Here is a 17,190-nt window from a genome sequence, read left to right as displayed (position 1 = left end):
ACTCCTTTGTGAGGGGTCGCCATATCGGAAGCTGGTCACAACCAGCCTCTTAGTTCCCACAACAGGGGGAAGTAGTACAGGCGCGTGCGTTCCCGGAGGTACGGCGCGCCGGTCGAGCCACCGGTGCCCGACTTGGTGCCGATCTGCCGTTCGACCATCTGGACGTGACGCATGCGCCACAACGCGCACGTCTCGTCGTGCGTCAGCAGATCCTCGGCCAGTTGCCACAGGTCGTCGTGCGTCCTGCGGTCCCTCGCCACGACCAGCAACGAGGCCATGATCTCCTCATCGGAGACGGCGAGGCCGCGCTGGGAGAGGGCGGTGAGGTAAGCATCCCACAGCGTCGGCTCGTCCAGCCTGCTGCGCAGTCTGGCGAGTTCGGCGGCGCTGGCGTTGCGCATCCGCTGGAGATAACGGGGGTCCTTGGCTCCCGACAGGAACTCCAGCTCGCGGAACTGGACCGACTGGAACCCGCTGGCGGGCGCCAGCTTCGAGCGGAACTCGAGGAAGTCCTGGGGCGTCATCGTCTCCAGGACCTCCACCTGCTCGACGAGGACGCGTTCGACGGCGTGGACCCGTTTGAACAGATGCCTGGCCTGCCACAGCTCGCCCGCGACCATCGCGGCCCTCGCGCCCTCCAGCTCGTGCAGCAGCAGCTTGAACCACAGCTCGTAGACCTGGTGAACGGTGATGAAGAGCAGTTCGTCGGGAACGGAGGACTGGGGTTCCTGCTGTTCGAGCAGGGCGGGCAGCCGGAGGTATCCGCCGTAGGACAGGCGTGCGCCCTCCTCGCCGAAACTCCGGTCAGGAGGCATGGCTCCTGTCCCCACCACCGGGCACCTCCCCCAACAGCCCGGTCCTCGTTGACCGGACGTACCCGATATCACCCGAAAAGCCCACAGACGTCAACGTGACATAGGTATAGGGGGGTCGTCATCCTCCGACGCCGAGGTCTGGAGCTTGAGGTTGTCGAGCAGATCGGGAACATCTCGCAGTTCCCTCAGCTCGGTCTGACACCGCTCACACGAGTCGAGGTGGCGCTCGAACTCCTGAAGATCAGCCTCATCGAGGACTCCGAGCACGTAGGCAGCCACCTCCGGATGCATCAGCCGGCAACCCCCTTGTCCCGCAGCAGCCCCCGCAGAGCCCTGATCCCGTAATAGAGCCTTGACTTGACCGTGCCAGGCGGGATCCCCAGAATCTCCGCCGCTTCACTAATCGTACGATCCCTTAGATAAGTCTGCTCGATGACTTCGCGGTGTTCTTGCGACAGGCTTCGCAGCGCGTCGGCGACCACGATCGCCGACAGCGCCCGATCGCAGCCGTCGGAAACGGCGACGGTGTCCACCTCTGGCGGCTCGACCTCGTGCGGCCGGGCGCTCTTGCGGCGTCTTCCGTCGATCACGATGCGGCGGGCCACGGTGAGCAGCCACGCCCAGACAAGGCCGGGCTCCCACTGCAGCCGGTCGGAGTGCCGCCAGGCCCTGACCATCGTCTCCTGCACGACGTCCTCGGCCCACTGCAGATCGTTCCCTGTGGTCTTGCGCACGTGGCGGAGTAAAGGCCCGCCGAACTGCTCATAGAGCGCCTGTATTCGGTGCTCCATGTCGTCGAGGTGACCTAGCACGGGGCACATCTTTACACCTTCGTTATCGCCTCGGTAGTCACTCCGATAACTCCAGTCATTTCTGACTATCTCGACACTTGCCGTGAACCTGCTCCGTCGGAAGCGCGTACCTCCGACCATGCACAGGCTTCTACGCCGCATGCCCGCCACCGGAGAGCTGCTCCTGCTGGGGGGCTTCGCCATGGCGGCCGTGGTCACGGTGCTGCTGGTCATGCCGGGGCCCGCCGCCCTCACCTCGCCGGTGGCGCCGACCACGTCCGACCAGGATCTGCTGATCAAGGTACGGCAGGCCGGCCTCTGGGAGATCCCCACCGGGCAGCAGGCCCAGCAGCGGGCGCTCAGCGCGCGCGTCAAGGACGTCGGCAAGCACCTGGTCGAGGACCACCAGAAGCTCGACAAGGAGGTCATCGCGGTCGCCTCACGCCTCGGCGTGGTGCTGCCCAGCCAGCCGACGGCCGACCAGCAGCGCTGGATGGCCCAGCTGTCCACCAAGACCGGCGCCGCCTACGACAAGGACTTCGCGAACCTGCTGCGGGCCGCCCACGGCAAGGTCTTCAGCGTGATCGCCCTGGTCAGGGCCGGCACCAGGAACGACGAAATCAGGAAGTTCGCCACGACGGCCAACGCGTTCGTGCTCAAGCACATGACGCTGCTGGAGAGCACGGGGCTGGTCGACTACGACGCGCTCCCTGAGCCTCCCACGCCTTCGCCCGCTCCCGTCGCCATCGCGGCGGCCGATTCAAGGAGAGAGAACCAGTGATCGCATCCAGACGGTTGGCCGCGGCCATGTCGTCGCTGGCCCTGGTGGCCGGCGGCATGGTGTCCGCGGCCGTCATACCCGCCATCCCCGCCTTCGCCGACCACTGCGACCCCGCAGGGCACCCCGAACAGAACCAGCAGGGCCAGAACCAGCAGGGGCAGAACCAGCAGGGGCAGAACCAGCAGGCGCAGAACCAGCAGGCGCAGAACCAGCAGGGGCGGAACCAGCAGGGGCAGAACCAGCGCCAAGGGCAGGGCCAGGATCAGGGAGAGGGCCAGGACCAGGGGCAGAACGGTGACCAGGGCCAAGGGCAGACAGGCGGCGCGCTCAGCCCGGTCGACCCCACCCCGTCGCCGACCGTGGCAGGGAACGGCGACCGCCGTACAGGACAGGATCCGCGAAACCCGCAGGACCCCGGCAACCAGCAGGCCCCGCAGAACCAGCAGAACCCACAGAACTCACAGAACCCGCAGGATCCGCGCGACCAGCAGGACCCGGCAGGCCGGCAGGACCAGCGCGATCCCCAGAACCCGGACGACCAGCAGAGCCAAGAGGACCCCCGGAACCAGGACCCGCCCGAGGCCCAGCCCACCGAGTCCGAGCAACCGCAGAACGCACGACGAGGTCGCCCCACCCCCTCCCCCACCCCTTCCGAGGGTGGGCAGGACTGCGCAGACCTGGGCCCGTTCGTGACCGACTTCGTCAACATCCGCGACGTCCAGCCGGGCGGCAACCTCCTGTCCACTCTCAGGTCGGGCTCGAGGGGCACGTTCGTCTCCCAGTGCGGCACGAACGGCAACCGCCACAACAACCCCGACAACTTCATCGTCGCCCCCGGGGTCTCGAACGGCGCCCACCACCTGCACGACTACGTGGGCAACGTGTCCACCGACGGCTTCTCCACCGACCAGTCGCTGGCCGCGGCGGGCACCACGTGCAGGTTCGACGACAGATCCACCTACTTCTGGCCCGTGCTCAGAAACAGGAAGGTCGACGTCAATCTCAACGACCCCGACGGCAACGTCGGCCAGGTGCTGCGCCCCCGCCAGGCGATCATGCAGTTCCGCGGCAACGCGGCGAGCAGGGTCAGCGCCATGCCCCGCTTCCTCAGGCTGATCACCGGTGACGCCAAGGCGGCCACGAACGGCGGCGCCAACGCGCGCGCCGCGTGGACGTGCACCGGTTTCACCAACCGCATCACCACCAAGTACCCGCTGTGCCCGCGCGGCAGCCTCGTGGTCAGGGTGCTCGACTTCCCCAGCTGCTGGGACGGGCAGAACACCGACAGCGCCAACCACAGGACCCACGTGGTCTTCCCCGGCCAGGGCGGCGGCTGCCCGCAGGGCATGAGAGCCGTGCCGCAGCTGCGGATGATCCTCACCTACAGCGTGCCCCAGGGCCCGTCCTACGCGCTCGACGCCTTTCCCGAGCAGCTGCACAACCCGGTCACCGACCATGCCGACTTCGCCAACGTCATGCCCGACCGGCTGATGTCCTTCGTCGTGAACTGCATCAACCGCGGCAGGCGCTGCTAGCGGGTTCACCGTCGACGACTTCCCGGGCGGCACACCTCACCCATCTCCCTGGGAGGGAATCGATGCTCCACAGAAAGCAGCCGCGCCACGCGGGTCTGGACACCAGGCAGATGCGCCTGGGCGCCACCGCGTCGGTGACCGCGCTGATCCTGTCGGCCGTCGCGCTGGCCCGCACCGAGCGCGGTGTCCAGCTGCTCAACAGCGGCCTGGGTTTCCTGGAGTTCTACGTGGGCGTGTTCGCCCTCGTCACGCTGACCGCCACCGTGGCGCTCGGCCTCATCACCACCGAGCGCGTCTTCCTCTCGGCCCCCAACAGGATCCGCGCCCAGTTGGCCCACAGGGTCGGCGCGGCGACGGGGATGGCCTTCCTGCTCGTCCACGCCGCGCTGAAGGCCTCCTCACTGACCGGCCTCATCGCGCTGGCCCTGTTCGCGCTGGCCACGACGACGGGGGTGACGCGCGGCTGGTTCGCGCACACACCGCGGCCGTGGATGTGGCGGGTGCTGCACGGCGCCGCCTATCTGGCCTGGCCCGCCGCGATCCTGCACGGGCTGACCGCGGGCCGTGCTCCCGCCGGGTGGGTGGCCTGGTCCTACGTCGCCTGTCTCGCGGCGGTCGTGTCCGCGTTGCTGATCAGGGCGGTCGCGACGCTTCGCAGGCCGCCGGCCGTACCGGAGGTCGTGGAGGAGCCCGTGGTCGTCGGTGAGCTGGTCAGCCTGGATGACCTGCGCAGAAGGAGGGCGGGATGATTCCGCACAGGGTGCCGCGCGTGCTGAGGCTCGCGCCGGCCAGGCTCACGGCGGGCCTCGACCACTGCAGGCGGCTGGACCTGCCCGCGCACAGGGCGCTGCACGGCGAGCCCGCGCGGCGCGAGCTCGACACGCTGATCGCCCTGGCCGAGGAGGTGGACCTGCGTGGCCGCGGAGGGGCCGCGTTCCCCTTCGCGCGCAAACTCCGCGCGGTGGCGCCGGGCGAGAGGGTGGTGCTGGTCAACGCGGTCGAGGGCGAGCCCGCCAGCGCCAAGGACTCGATGCTGCTGGTCCGCACCCCGCACCTGGTGCTGGACGGCGCGCTCCTGGCCGCCGAGGCGCTGCGGGCGCGCGAGGTGGTCATCGCCACCGTGGAAGGGGAGGTGGCGCACGCCTCCATGATCGCGGCACTGGAGGAACGCCGCGCGGCGACCGTGTCAGGAGCCGCCGAACGGTACGGCGGGCGGATGCGCGTGGTCGGCCTGCCCGAGCGGTTCATCAGCGGCGAGGGCGGCGCGGTCGTCCGCGGGGTGAACGGGCTCGACGCCGTCCCCGCCGGGCGCAGGCGCAGGGCGACGGAGGAGGGCGTCGGCGGCCTGCCCACACTGCTGTCCAACGCGGAGACCTTCGCCCAGCTCGCCGTCCTGGCCGAGCTGGGCGCGATCGGGTACGCCGAGGTGGGCACGCCGCGCGAGCCGGGCACCGTCCTGCTCACCGTGGGCGGCGAGGCGGTCGTCGAGGTGATGACGGGCGTCCCGCTGGCCACCGTGCTGGAGGAATGCGGGCTCGACCCGGGCGAAGGGGTGCTGGTCGGCGGCTATCACGGGGCGTGGCTCAGCGCCGAGGCCGCCGCCGGCGCCGTCGTCTCCCGCGAGGGGATGCGGCTTGCCGGAGGCGTGCTCGGGGCGGGGATCGTGGTGCCGCTTCCCACGACGACCTGCCCACTGGGCGAGGTGGCCAGGGTCACCGCCTACCTGGCCGCCCAGTCGTCGGGGCAGTGCGGCCCCTGCCGTCTGGGGCTGCCCGAGGTCGCCAGGACGTTGTGCGCCCTCACCGAGGGCTCGGGCTCCGCCGACGACGTGCGGCGTGCCGTCCGATCGGTGGAGCGCAGAGGCGCCTGCTTCCACCCCGACGGGACCGCGAGATTCGTGCTGTCGGCGCTGGACGCCTTCGCCCTGGACGTGGAGCGCCACGAGGAGCGCGTCTCGTGCGGGCGGCCCATCCGCGGCGCGCTGCCGCTTCCTGAGGCGGAGGACGAGCCGCGCTACCAGCTCGACGTCGACTGGACCCGCTGCCAGGGGCACGGTCTGTGCGCGCACCTGCTGCCTGAGTTCGTGGACCTGGACGACCACGGCTACCCGTCCTTCCGCGAGGTGCCCGGCTGGATGGGCAGGGACGCGCGAAGGGCGGTGGAGATGTGTCCCGCTCTCGCCCTCCGTCTGGTGTCGGGCCAGTGATCCGAATGTGACCAACCAGTCGCTCTCTTCGTGCGTCTCATCCTTCGGTTCAGCAGGACGACTTCAGGGAGATCACGTGACTCCTCCGCTCCCCGAAGGGAGCGGCTTCTCGCTAAGCCGCTTCCGCAGCCCGGCGAAGGGCAAGCCCTGCCCTGAGAATGTTGACGGCCGCGTTCACGTCGGCGTGTGCGGTATGCCCGCACGCCGTACAGGCGAACTCGGCCTGGGTGAGGCGGTTCTCCCTCGCGCAGTGCCCGCATCGGGCGCATGCGCGGGAGGTATTGGCGGGGTTCACCGCGATCAGCTCTCGACCGGCGCTTTCAGCCTTGTGCGACAGGATCGTCAGCAACACCCCCCAACCCGCGTCCAGGATCGACCTGTTCAGACCAGACTTTTGAGCGACCATCCGGCCAGGTGCTTCGAGGGTGCCGGACGCCGACCGGGTCATGTTCGCGATGCGTAGCTCCTCGTGCACGATCACGTCATAGCGGCGGGCCAGGTGCAGGGCGGCCTTGTGCGCTCCGTCGAGGCGCTGACGCCGCACCTTCGCGTGCAGGGCGGCAAGCTGGGAGACCACCTTACGGCGGCGGTTGGATCTGGGTTTCTTCCGGGCCAGGTCCCGCTGGGCGGCGGCGAGCCGGTCGGCGGAGGCTGCCAAGTGACGGGGGTTGGCCAGGTGGTCTCCGTCGCTGGTCGTGACGAGCGAGGCCACGCCCATGTCGATCCCGGCTACCGCGCCGGTCGCCGGGAGCGGCTGCGTGGGCACACCGTCGCACGACAGGATCACGTACCAGCGGGAGCCTTCCCGCTTCACGCTGATCGTTTTCACGGTGCCCCGGACCGGGCGGTGCTGGTGTACGCGTATGTGCCCGATGCCCTGCAACCGCACGTAGGTGGTGGTGGGGTGCTCGGGCTGGGAGTCCCAGCGGCAGCCGTCGCCGTCTTTGGGCCACTCCACCGTGTCGAACCAGCCGCGCCCCTTGAAACGCGGGAAGCCCGGCGTGCGGCCTTCACGGACCCGCTTGAAGAACGACGCGTACGCCTTGTCCAGGCGGCGCAGGGTGGCCTGTTGGGAGGAGAACGACCAGCGCGCCTGCCCGTCGGCGTCGTCGGCGCGGATGTGCTTCAACTCGCCGGACTGGTCGCCGTATCGGATCGTGACGCCTGCGCGTCGGTAGGCGGTGCGGCGGTGCTCAAGAGCGGCGTTGTACAGCTCGCGATGGTCCTCCAAGCATTGCGCGAGCGCGGCGGCCTGCTTGCTCGTGGGACGCAGCAGGAACTTGAACGACCTGCGCACACCCACCTCCCACGCTCGGCAACGAGAACACCACGCTATCGCCAGGCACCGACAAAACCCGGAAGGAAATCTGCGATGCGCGGACCAGGCAGATCAGGGCACGCTCGGGCTTTGGCGGCCCTCCCGCCCCCAATTCCCTCGACGGCTGAAGCCGCCGGTCCCCTCGGGAGGATCTGATGGACCGTCGCAGTTTCCTCCTCACCGCCGCCCTCGGGGCGCTGGGCACCGCCCCGGCGGTGGGCGCGCCCGACTGGGCGGCGCTCGGCAGAGGCCTCGACGGCCGGCTGGTACGGCCGGGCGACGCCGGATACGACGCCGCCCGCCGCCTCTACAACCCCACCTTCGACACGGTCAGGCCACGCGCCGTCGCCTACTGCGCCACACCGTCGGACGTCGCCGATTGCCTCGCCTTCGCCCGCAGGGAGCGGATCCCCCTCACCTCCCGCTCCGGCGGCCACTCCTACGCCGGCTGGTCGACGGGCCTCGGCCTGGTCATCGACGTGTCGCGGATGAACACCGTCACCCACCGCTCGGGCCTGGCGACGGTCGGCGCGGGAGCCAAGCTGATCGACGTCTACGACCGGCTCCACGCCAAGGGCGTCAGCATCCCCGCCGGCACCTGCCCGACCGTCGGCGTGGCCGGGCTCACGCTGGGCGGCGGGATCGGCGTCGTGTCCAGGATGTACGGCCTGACCTGCGACGCGCTGCAGAGCGTACGCATCGTGACCGCCGACGGCCGGGTGCTGACCTGCGACGAGAACACCCACAGCGACCTGTTCTGGGCGTGCAGGGGCGGCGGTGGCGGCAACTTCGGCGTGGCCGTCTCCTTCACCTTCCGCACCCACCCGACCAGGGACGTCACGGTGTTCTTCCTGCACTGGCCGTGGTCGAGAGCGGCCTCGGTGGTGAAGGCGTGGCAGTCGTGGGCGCCCACCGCCCCTGACGCGATGTGGTCCAACCTCCACCTCACCCGCAGCTCCAGCGGCCTGGACGTGCAGGTGGGCGGGCTCTACCTGGGCGGCAGGGCGGGCTGCGCGAAGCTGCTCGACGAGTTGCTCAGGGTGACGGGGGCGCCGTCGTCCCGGTATGTCGTGGAACGCTCTTACACGGCGGCGACCATGATCATGGCGGGGTGCGCGAGCAGGACGGTCGCGCAGTGCCGCCAGATGCCGCGCGAGGCCTTCGTCGCCTCCTCGCACCTCGCCTACGCGAAGCTGACCACGGCGGCGGCCAAGGAGCTCGTGGCGCGCGTCGCGCGCCCCGGCGGTCACTCGGTGCTGATCGACGCGATGGGCGGCGCGATCGGCAGGGTGCGCTCCGACGCGACGGCCTTCCCGCACCGGCAGGCGCTGTTCAGCGTGCAGTACTACGCCGACGGGTCCGACCGGGCGTGGCTGCGCGGCACCCGCCAGGCGATGGGGCCGCATCTCGGGGAGCACGCGTACGTGAACTACATCGACCCCGACATCGCCCAGTGGCGGCAGTCCTACTACGGGGCGAACGCGGCCAGGCTGTCGGCGGTGAAGGCGGCCTACGACCCCGGACGGCTGTTCGCGTTCCCCCAGGGTGTGTAGCTCCCCGTCGATCTCCACCGCGCGCACCCTCCTGGAGCCCGGAGCCGGCCTCGGCCCCTGTGGGCGCTGTCGGCGAGGGTCTGCGCCCGGTGCCGCGGGCGCGGGGGCGGGGGCGGGGGCGGGGGCGGGGGCGGGAAAAATGTAGATCGCCGTCGCCGGTGGATGGCCATAATGGAGCGCATGCGTCATCTGCCGCTTTTCGAGCTGTCCATCCGTACGCCCAGGCTGGAGCTTCGCCTGCCGAGTCTCGCGGAGCTCGACGCCCTCGGAGACAGGGCGGCGGAGGGCGTCCACGAGGCGGGGTTCATGCCGTTCTTCGTCCCGTGGACGGACGCCTCGCCCGACGAGCGCGCCCGTTCCACCATCCAGTACCACTTCCGCACGTGGGGCGCCTGGACGCCCGAATCGTGGGGGTGCGAGTTCGCGGTGTTCCTCGACGGCGAGGTTATCGGCAGCCAGGGCGTCACGGGCAAGGACTTCGCGATCACCCGTGAGGTCCACACCGGGTCGTGGATCGGGCAGCGTTTCCAGGGCAAGGGTATCGGGACCGAGATGCGGCGCGCGGCGCTGCACTTCGCCTTCAACGGGTTGGGGGCGCGGTACGCGAGGACGGAGGCGTTCGAGGACAACCTGCCGTCGCTGGGGGTGACGCGCAAGCTCGGGTACCGGGAGGACGGGGTCGAGATCCACAACCGTCAGGGGAAGCCGGCCACCACGCTCAGGTTCCGCATGTCCCGTGACGACTGGACGCCCGCCGAGGACGTCTCGATCCACGGACTCGAAGCCTGCCTGCCCCTGTTCGACGCCACCTCCGCCTGACCTCGGGCCCCAGCGGAACGGCCGCCCTCGCGTCGGCGACGGCGGCCGTCGGCCTTCCAGGGATCGTCGTCCGACGATCAGGGTTTGAAGTGCTCCAGCACCTCGGGGTTGGCCATCGCGTCGCGGTTGGCCGCCTGGTCCACCGGCGTTCCCAGGAGGATCTTGCGCACCGGCACCTCCAGCTTCTTGCCCGACAGCGTCCGCGGGATCCCCGGCACCGCGATGATCTCGTTCGGGACGTGGCGCGGCGACAGTTCCTCCCTCAGCGCCGTCTTCAACCGCGATTCCAGCTCGGGCGTCACCTCTCCGGACGCCACCGTCACGTACAGCAGCAGGCGTCCCTCCTGCCCCAGCTGCCCCGTGTCGATCACCAGGCTGTCGGCGATCTCGGGGAACCGCTCCACCACCCGGTAGAACTCGCTCGTCCCCATGCGCACGCCGCCCCTGTTCAGGGTCGAGTCGGAGCGCCCGTAGATCACGCAGCAGCCGTCCTCCTCGATCTTGATCCAGTCGCCGTGCCGCCAAACGCCCGGGTACACGTCGAAGTAGCTGTCGCGGTACCGCTCCCCCGACGGGTCGTTCCAGAACATCACCGGCATGGACGGCATCGGCTGCGTCAGCACCAGTTCGCCCACCTCGCCGACGACGGGCTTGCCCGAAGGGTCGAACGACTCCACCCGCGCGCCCAGCGACCTGCAGGGGATGACGCCCGCCCTGATCGGGTGCAGCGGCGTGGCCCCGACGAACCCGGTGCACACGTCGGTGCCGCCGGAGAACGAGCCCACCGGCACGCCGGGCAGGGCCTCCGCGAGCCACGCGAACCCCTCGGGCGGCAGCGGCGAGCCCGTCGACCCGACGCCCTTCAACGCCGGAAGGTCACCGGGCCGCTTGTCGTTCTTCATGCACGAGACGATGTACGGCGCGCCGGTGCCGAAGTAGGTGACGCTCTCGGCCGCCGCGATCGCCCACAGGTCGGTGGGCGCCCCGTCGTACAGCACCACGCTCGATCCCACCAGCAGCCCGCCGATGAGGTAGTTCCACATCATCCAGCCCGTGGTGGTGTACCAGAAGAACACATCGCCCTCCCCCAGGTCCTGGTGGAAGGAGAGCGACTTGAGGTGTTCGAGCACCACGCCGCCGTGCCCGTGGACGATCGGCTTGGGCAGCCCCGTCGTGCCGCTGGAGTAGAGGATCCACAGCGGGTGGCCGAACGGCACGCGCTCGAACTCCAGCGGCCCCTGCTCGGCGCGCAGTTCCTCCCAGCCGAGCGTATGGCCGTGCGGGACGGCGGCCGCGCGGGTGGGCGCGGACTCGCCCTGCTGAGGAGGCAGTCCGTCCGCCGCCGTGGCCAGGTAGGGGATCCACACGGTCGCGTGCAGGGAGGGCAGCGCGGCGGCGATGTCGGCGACGGCGGCCGACCTGTCGAAGGACTTTCCGCCGTAGCGGTAGCCGTCCACGGCGATCAGCACCTTCGGCTCGATCTGCGTGAAACGGTCCACGATGCTGGGCACACCGAAATCGGGAGATCCGGCTGACCAGATCGCGCCGAGCGAGGCGGTGGCCAGGAAGGCGATGAGCGCCTCCGGGATGTTCGGCAGGTAGCCAGCGACCCTGTCGCCCTTGCGCACACCCAGCTTGACCAGGCCCTGCCTGACCCGCGCGACCTCCTCGCGCAGCTCCGCCATGGAGATGACGCGGCGCGTGCCGTCCTCCGAGTGGAAGATCACGGCGGTGCCGGTGTCGCGGCTGAGAGCGTTCTCCGCATAATTCAGCGAGCTTCCGGTGAACCATTCGACGCCCGGCATCGTCCCAGTCATGACGGGCCCGTCACCACGCTCACCGATCACACCGAAGTAGTCCCAGATCGACGTCCAGAACTCCTCGGGGTTCTCGACGGACCACTGCCATGCGTCCCGGTAGCCGTCACGCCCGATGTCTTCGAGATAGCGGGTGATCCTCGCGTTCGCGACCACCGACGGGGTCGGCTCCCACAGCAGTGCACCTTCAGCAACCATGTGTCCCATCCTGTCGCCGCCTGAACGGAAAGTCATCACCGCTGACCACACATCCCCTTACCCGCGTAGGTGGTCCACAGCCATACGCGCGGCCGTACCGATGACCGCGTCGGCGCGCGGCTGGTTCAGCGCGGGACTGAAGGAACGGGTGAAGACGGCGACCGCGTAGCGTCCACCGTCGGGATACTCCACCACCCCCACCTCGGCGCGCAGCGTCGGCAGGGTCCCGGTCTTGCCGCTGACCGCCACGTCGTCGTACGGGAAGCCGGACGACAGCCGGTGCGGCCACACCTGCAGCCCGAGCAGGCGCCGCATCCACGCGCACTGCTCGGCGGAGGCGGCCTCGTCCCGCCAGATCATGGACAGCAGGCGGGTGATCTCGCGCGGGGTGCTCCTGTTGGTGGCCAGGGGGTTCAGCGCCCGCAGCCGGGCGAGCGACTCGGGGTCGACCACCGGCCATTCGCCGCCGGCGTCCTCCCTGATCTTCGTGAGCAGCCCTTCACAGTCGTCGATCACGCGGGTCTTGCCGAGCCCGAAGCCGTCGAGCATCGCGTTGACGCTCTCCAGTCCGATGCTGGCCGTGATCGCGTCCGCCGAGGTGTTGTCGCTCACCGCGATCATGAGGTAGGCGAGGTCGCGCAGCGACATCGTCGCATCGTCGAGCATGGCGCCCACACCCGTGTCACCGAACGTGCGCTTGGTGATCGTCACGGGCTCGCGCGGGTCGAGCACGCCCGCGTCCGCCTGCCGGGCCAGCTCGACCAGCACGGGCACCTTGAACACCGATGCGATCGGCACCAGCTCGTCCGCACGGAAGGACACCTCGGCGCCCCCGTCGATGTCGATCGCGTGCAGCCAGCCCGCCACACCCGCCAGCCTGAAGAGCTCCTCCATGTTCATGCCAGGAACCCCATCGCTGGACGCCTCCTGACCTGCCGCGCGGGCGCCACGCCTTCCTCGGTCATCCCGGCACTCTCCTTCAGCGTTCGTACGGCCGCCGCCGCGAAAGCCGCCACCTCGGGCGTCTGCGCCCTGCACGCCGTCGAGACCCGCCAGGTCAGCGGCGAGCCGAGCAGCGGCCGCCAGACCACACCCTGCGGCGCCAGCTGCTCGGCCGTCTTGGGCCCGAAGGCGACGGCCGAGCCCGCGAGCACCAGCCCGAGGCCGATCCCATGATGCACCTCCAGAGGAACGAAGCCGTGCCTGCGGCAGTCGGACAGGGTCTCGGCATGCGCCCCAGGCTCGCCTTCCTGCGGGAACAGCAGCAGCTCCCTGTCGGCCAGGTCCTGCAGGTGCACGGTGGAGGTCGCGGCCAGCGGGTCGGCCTCGGCCAGCAGCACGCCGGGCGTCTGCACGAGCACCTCGCCGAAGCGCAGGCCCGGCGCGGTGACGGGGTGGCGGACGACGCCGACATCGATCGTGCCGTCGGTCAGCGCGGTCACCTGGTCGGCCGTCCACATCTCGGCGGGGACGAGCCTGAGCCCGGGATTCTCCTCGCGGAAGCGCGCCACGAGCGCGGCGATGGCCGTCGCCCCGAGGTCGGGAGGCAGTGCCGCCTTGAGCGTGCGAGCCTCGCCGTGGCGTACCAGCTCGCGAAGGCGGTCGACGCGGGCGATCACCTCGCGCGCCTCGGGCAGCAGCAGCCGTCCGGCTTCGGTGAGCCTGACCTGGCGGGACGAGCGGTCGAACAGCCGCGCGCCCAGCTCCTCCTCCAACCGTTTGATGCGCTGGCTGAGCGGGGGCTGGGCCATGCCGAGGCGGATCGCGGCGTTGCCGAAGTGACGTTCTTCGGCCACGACCGTGAAGTAATAGAGATGGCGCACAAGGTCCACGATCAGGAATGATATCGAAAACCGGATGAATGGTAGTTTGATATCCATATTGGACAGCCCAGCGAGCGTCTGGTCTGCTCACCACCATGCACGAACTCGGCAACCTCAGAGTGGAGCGCAGGCGCAGGAAGAAGTGGCCGCTGGTCACCGCGGGGATCCTGGCGCCGCTCCTCGTCGGGGGAGGGGTGATCTGGGTGACGCGCACCACAAGCTCCCCCGAAGAGACGGCGGAGGCGTTCCTCTCCGCCTGGTCCAGGCGGGACTACCCGGCCATGCGGGCGCTCGTCCACGAACCTCCTCCCGACTTCACCGGCGCCTACCAGCGCTTCTTCAAGGACCTGAAGATCGCTTCCGCGGCCTTCGAGGTGGGCGAGCCCGCAAGGGAGTCGGAGGAGGGCAGGGTCGTCCCGTTCACCGCCACCCTCAAGGGGGCCGTCGACTGGACCTACGAGGGCAAGCTCCACGTCGGCGAATGGGACGGCGCGTGGAAGCTCGACTGGTCGACCACCGCCATCCACCCGTCGCTCGGCCACCAGGCCGTCCTCAAGCTGGTGACCGACAAGCCTGAGACCGCCGCCGTCAGCGCCGCCGACGGCACGCGCATCGACGGCACGGACGCGCCCGGATCGGTCCAGCAACTGGTCGACGGGCTCAAGGAGACCTACAAGGACCGGCTCGCCGGCAGCGCCTCCACCAAACTCAACCTCTACAGGGACGGCAAGCTCGTCGAGACGGTGGCGGAGAAGGGAGCCACCGAGGGCAAGCCGCTGAAGACCACCATCGACCTGCGCGTCCACCGCGCGGGCGCCGACGCGCTCGAAGGCGTCACCAAGCCCGCCTCGCTCGTGGCGCTACGCCCCTCGACGGGCGAGATCCTCGCCGCCGTCAACCAGCCGGGCGGGTTCAACAGGGCGCTGCTCGGCAAGTATCCGCCGGGCTCCACGTTCAAGGTCGTCACCGCCTCCGCCCTCGTCGCCGACGGCGTCGCGCCCGACAAGACCGTCACGTGCCCGCCCGAACAGAACATCGGCGGCTTCCCCTTCCACAACGCCGGGTTCCACGACTACGGCACGCTGTCGTTCAGGGACGCCTTCGCCCATTCGTGCAACACGACCTTCGGCGCGATGGCGGTCTCGTCGCTGAACGGCGGGCGGCTGGGCGAGGTCGCGGCCAGCTTCGGGTTCGGAGCGCCGATCACGCCCGGCGTGCCGGCCGTCCGGGCGGAGTTCCCCGACCCGAAGGACGACACCGACCTCGCCTCCGCCTCCATCGGCCAGGGGCGGGTCCTGGCCAGCCCGCTCAACATGGCCACCGTCGCGGCCGCCATCGCCAACGGCACCTGGCGCCCGCCCCGGCTCGTCCCCGCGGACCTGCTCCCCGCCGGCGGGTCGGCGCCGCGCAAGCTGGAACCCAAGGTGGTGAGCGCGCTGCGTGACCTGATGCCCGCGGTGATCAGCGAGGGTACGGCCCACGCGGTCCGGTTCCCGCCTGGATCGGCGGGCAAGACGGGCACGGCGGAGTACGGCTCGGGCAAGGAACCGCCTTCGCACTCGTGGTTCGTGGGGTACCAGGAGGACCTGGCCTTCGCGGTGATCGTCGAGGGGGCGGGAGCGGGAGCGGCCGTCGCGGCTCCGGTCGCCGCCCGCTTCCTGAACAACCTCGACACGTCCAGCTGAGAGGTCGCACGACGGCGCCCGGCTCTCGCGGGGCGCCGCCGTGCGGATGTGGTCACGAGCCTGAGGGGCGGATCGACAGGGCGTGGTGGAAGACGTTGCGGGGGTCCCACCGGTTCTTCACCCGCTGGAGCCGGGCGTGGTTGGCGCCGTAGTAGATCGTCGACCACGGCACACCCGACGTGTTCCACTTCGGGTCGGCGTGGTCGATGTCCGGGTAGTTGATGTACGCCCCGCCGCAGTTTCCACCGGGCACCGGCACGCCCCCCGTGCTCTCGAACGTCTTGCGGTGGAGCCCGCGCACCCACTCGATGTGCGCCTTGCCGTCCTGGGTCTCGTCCCAGGTCGCCAGGTGGATCACCTTGAGGATCGACGAGCGCTCCACCGTGGCGGTCGCCGCCGGGTCCACCGCGTTGACCCGCCCGCCGTACGACAGCAGCCAGAGCAGGCCGCTCGACGAGACGTCGCCCGGGGTGCCGAGGTGGTCGTACGCGACGTCGGCCTGCTCGTCGGTGAAGCGCCTGCGCAGGTAGGCCGACTTGCCCTTGTACCGCCCGGCCTCCGCCTCCTCGCCGAGGGACAGCGTGCGCGCCGCGTAGAACCACGGCATCGCCTGGAACGGCGGGATGATCGCCTGAGGGGTGACGCCTTCGGCGACGGCGGCGAAGTAGTCGTTCATCAGCTTCTCCGCGCCGGGCAGCCTGGCGTCGATCTGGGTGGGCAGGATGATGCCGCCAGGGTCGGCGCCCACCTTGCGGCCGGGGATCAGCAGCGAGCCCCACAGCGAGGCGGCCGGGGTGTCCGGCGCGCTGTTGCGCTCGTACCACTCGCCGTGGTTGCGCAGCAGCCTGCGGAACGACTCCTTCGTCATGCCGTTCCACGACCAGATCGCCACGCCGGACAGCACGGAGGCGGGCGGTCTCGGCAGCAGCTTCCTCGGATCGTCGCTCGTGGCCCGCGGATCCCGCATCCAGTAGCGGGTGACCACGCCGAAGTTGCCTCCGCCGCCGCCGGTGTGCGCCCACCACAGGTCGTGGTTGGGGTCGGCCGGGTTCCTGGTGGCCACCACCGCGCGGGCCCTGCCCGTACGGTCGACGACCACGACCTCCACGGCGTGCAGGTAGTCGACCGTCAGGCCGTCGCGTCTGGACAGCGGACCGTAGCCGCCGCCCGCGATGTGGCCCCCGGCGGCCACGCCCCCGCACTGGCCGCCGGGGATGGTGACGCCCCAGCCGAGGTAGAGCTTGCGGTAGGTCTGCATCAGCGTGGCCCCGGCCTCGATGGCGAACGCGCCGCGGCGCTCGTCGAAGGAAACCTCCGACATCTCACACATGTCGATCACGACCTGCGCGCCCTCGCCGACGAAGTTCTCGTAGCAGTGGCCGCCGCTGCGGACGGTGACGCGGCAGTTGGCGCGGACGGCGTCACCGACCGCCTTCACGACCTGCTCGGTCGAGCCGACCACGTGGAAGTACTCGGGCTCGGGCTTGAAGCGATGGTTGGTCCTGCGGACGGCCAGGTCCTCGTAGCGGGGATCGGCCGGCCGTACGACGACGGGACCTAACGGCGCCGCGCACGCGCCGGCCGTGGCGGTGGGGACCAGGCCCGCCGTCATCGCCCCGCCGCCGGCCGCCGCGGCGCTCCCGATGAATCCCCTCCGGGTGACTGCACTCATGAACCACAACCCCCTGGTGTGTCTCGGACCTGCTGCTCTTCGACGTTAGAAGCGGGGCGGCGGCCGGAGAATGGGCTCAGCCCCACAGCGGGGGTAGGGGTAGCCACACTCGGAAGACCTGACGAAAGTCATGGTCGTGAGGAGACGGACGGCAGAGGTGCGGGAGTGGGGCCGGCG

15 protein-coding genes are annotated in these 17,190 nt (G+C 70.2%); 7 read left to right on the top strand and 8 right to left on the bottom strand.

The genetic code is table 11. From position 1 onward, the window contains the following. Positions 1-35: 35 nt before the first annotated feature. The 3 genes from ACFSKW_RS09670 to ACFSKW_RS09660 all read right to left on the bottom strand — a co-directional run bounded on the left by ACFSKW_RS09670 (position 36) and on the right by ACFSKW_RS09660 (position 1,636). Positions 36-815: a tryptophan 2,3-dioxygenase gene (locus tag ACFSKW_RS09670; RefSeq protein WP_379571342.1), complete on the bottom strand. Its 780-nt coding sequence runs from the start codon at positions 813-815 to the stop codon at positions 36-38. Between the two features lie 90 nt (positions 816-905). After that, the gene (locus ACFSKW_RS09665) at positions 906-1,106 is read right to left on the bottom strand and encodes a zf-HC2 domain-containing protein (RefSeq protein ID WP_379571340.1); all 201 of its coding nucleotides are present in this window, start codon (positions 1,104-1,106) and stop codon (positions 906-908) included. Continuing rightward, positions 1,106-1,636 (bottom strand): sigma-70 family RNA polymerase sigma factor, encoded by a 531-nt coding sequence (locus tag ACFSKW_RS09660; protein ID WP_379571338.1) that lies wholly within the window; start codon positions 1,634-1,636, stop codon positions 1,106-1,108. Before ACFSKW_RS09660 ends, ACFSKW_RS09665 begins: the two co-directional genes overlap by 1 nt. Before the next feature lie 130 nt (positions 1,637-1,766). On the opposite strand from ACFSKW_RS09660, the gene ACFSKW_RS09655 reads away from it, so the two are divergent. The 4 genes from ACFSKW_RS09655 (at position 1,767) to ACFSKW_RS09640 (ending at position 6,128) form a co-directional block, all read left to right on the top strand. After that, positions 1,767-2,387, top strand: coding sequence for a DUF4142 domain-containing protein (locus ACFSKW_RS09655; RefSeq protein ID WP_379571336.1), 621 nt, complete (start codon positions 1,767-1,769; stop codon positions 2,385-2,387). Next, entirely contained in the window at positions 2,384-3,922 is a 1,539-nt protein-coding gene (locus tag ACFSKW_RS09650; RefSeq protein WP_379571334.1) for a DUF1996 domain-containing protein, read from the top strand. Before ACFSKW_RS09655 ends, ACFSKW_RS09650 begins: the two co-directional genes overlap by 4 nt. 62 nt (positions 3,923-3,984) lie before the next feature. Further along, a complete protein-coding gene (locus tag ACFSKW_RS09645) occupies positions 3,985-4,671 on the top strand; it encodes a hypothetical protein (protein WP_379571332.1) in 687 nt (228 codons plus the stop codon). Continuing rightward, the gene (locus ACFSKW_RS09640) at positions 4,668-6,128 is read left to right on the top strand and encodes an NADH-ubiquinone oxidoreductase-F iron-sulfur binding region domain-containing protein (RefSeq protein ID WP_379571330.1); all 1,461 of its coding nucleotides are present in this window, start codon (positions 4,668-4,670) and stop codon (positions 6,126-6,128) included. The genes ACFSKW_RS09645 and ACFSKW_RS09640 overlap by 4 nt, the downstream gene beginning before the upstream one ends. 112 nt (positions 6,129-6,240) lie before the next feature. Here ACFSKW_RS09640 and ACFSKW_RS09635 read toward each other — a convergent pair whose 3' ends face one another. Continuing rightward, entirely contained in the window at positions 6,241-7,425 is a 1,185-nt protein-coding gene (locus ACFSKW_RS09635; protein ID WP_379571328.1) for an RNA-guided endonuclease InsQ/TnpB family protein, read from the bottom strand. Between the two features lie 176 nt (positions 7,426-7,601). Here ACFSKW_RS09635 and ACFSKW_RS09630 point away from each other — a divergent pair, with 176 nt between their 5' ends. Together ACFSKW_RS09630 and ACFSKW_RS09625 are read left to right on the top strand one after the other, a co-directional pair. Beyond that, entirely contained in the window at positions 7,602-8,999 is a 1,398-nt protein-coding gene (locus ACFSKW_RS09630) for an FAD-binding oxidoreductase (RefSeq protein ID WP_379571326.1), read from the top strand. 180 nt (positions 9,000-9,179) lie between these two features. After that, on the top strand, positions 9,180-9,818 hold the full coding sequence (locus ACFSKW_RS09625; RefSeq protein ID WP_379571324.1) for a GNAT family N-acetyltransferase: 639 nt from the start codon (positions 9,180-9,182) through the stop codon (positions 9,816-9,818). A 77-nt stretch (positions 9,819-9,895) separates the two neighbouring features. Here the strand turns inward: ACFSKW_RS09625 and ACFSKW_RS09620 are convergent, their stop codons facing one another. Genes ACFSKW_RS09620 through ACFSKW_RS09610 form a run of 3 tightly spaced genes read right to left on the bottom strand, consistent with a single transcriptional unit; the run spans position 9,896 to position 13,665 of the window. After that, entirely contained in the window at positions 9,896-11,833 is a 1,938-nt protein-coding gene (locus ACFSKW_RS09620) for an acetoacetate--CoA ligase (protein ID WP_379571322.1), read from the bottom strand. 57 nt (positions 11,834-11,890) lie between these two features. Further along, positions 11,891-12,733 carry a serine hydrolase gene (locus ACFSKW_RS09615; protein ID WP_379571320.1) on the bottom strand — a complete coding sequence of 281 codons (843 nt, stop codon included), beginning with the start codon at positions 12,731-12,733 and terminating at the stop codon, positions 11,891-11,893. After that, positions 12,730-13,665 carry a LysR family transcriptional regulator gene (locus tag ACFSKW_RS09610; RefSeq protein ID WP_379571318.1) on the bottom strand — a complete coding sequence of 312 codons (936 nt, stop codon included), beginning with the start codon at positions 13,663-13,665 and terminating at the stop codon, positions 12,730-12,732. The genes ACFSKW_RS09615 and ACFSKW_RS09610 overlap by 4 nt, the downstream gene beginning before the upstream one ends. An 86-nt stretch (positions 13,666-13,751) precedes the next feature. Between ACFSKW_RS09610 and ACFSKW_RS09605 the strand changes: the two genes are divergently transcribed. Continuing rightward, positions 13,752-15,341: a penicillin-binding transpeptidase domain-containing protein gene (locus ACFSKW_RS09605; protein WP_379571316.1), complete on the top strand. Its 1,590-nt coding sequence runs from the start codon at positions 13,752-13,754 to the stop codon at positions 15,339-15,341. Positions 15,342-15,393: 52 nt separating this feature from the next. Here the strand turns inward: ACFSKW_RS09605 and ACFSKW_RS09600 are convergent, their stop codons facing one another. After that, complete coding sequence (locus ACFSKW_RS09600) at positions 15,394-17,013, bottom strand: FAD-binding oxidoreductase (protein WP_379571314.1); 1,620 nt, start codon at positions 17,011-17,013, stop codon at positions 15,394-15,396. Positions 17,014-17,190: the final 177 nt, after the last annotated feature.

The sequence above is a fragment of the Nonomuraea mangrovi genome (assembly GCF_042681425.1).
Classification (GTDB): domain Bacteria; phylum Actinomycetota; class Actinomycetes; order Streptosporangiales; family Streptosporangiaceae; genus Nonomuraea; species Nonomuraea mangrovi.
Note: the sequence above shows the minus strand (reverse complement) of the source record. Positions and strands in the feature narration are given on the sequence as shown.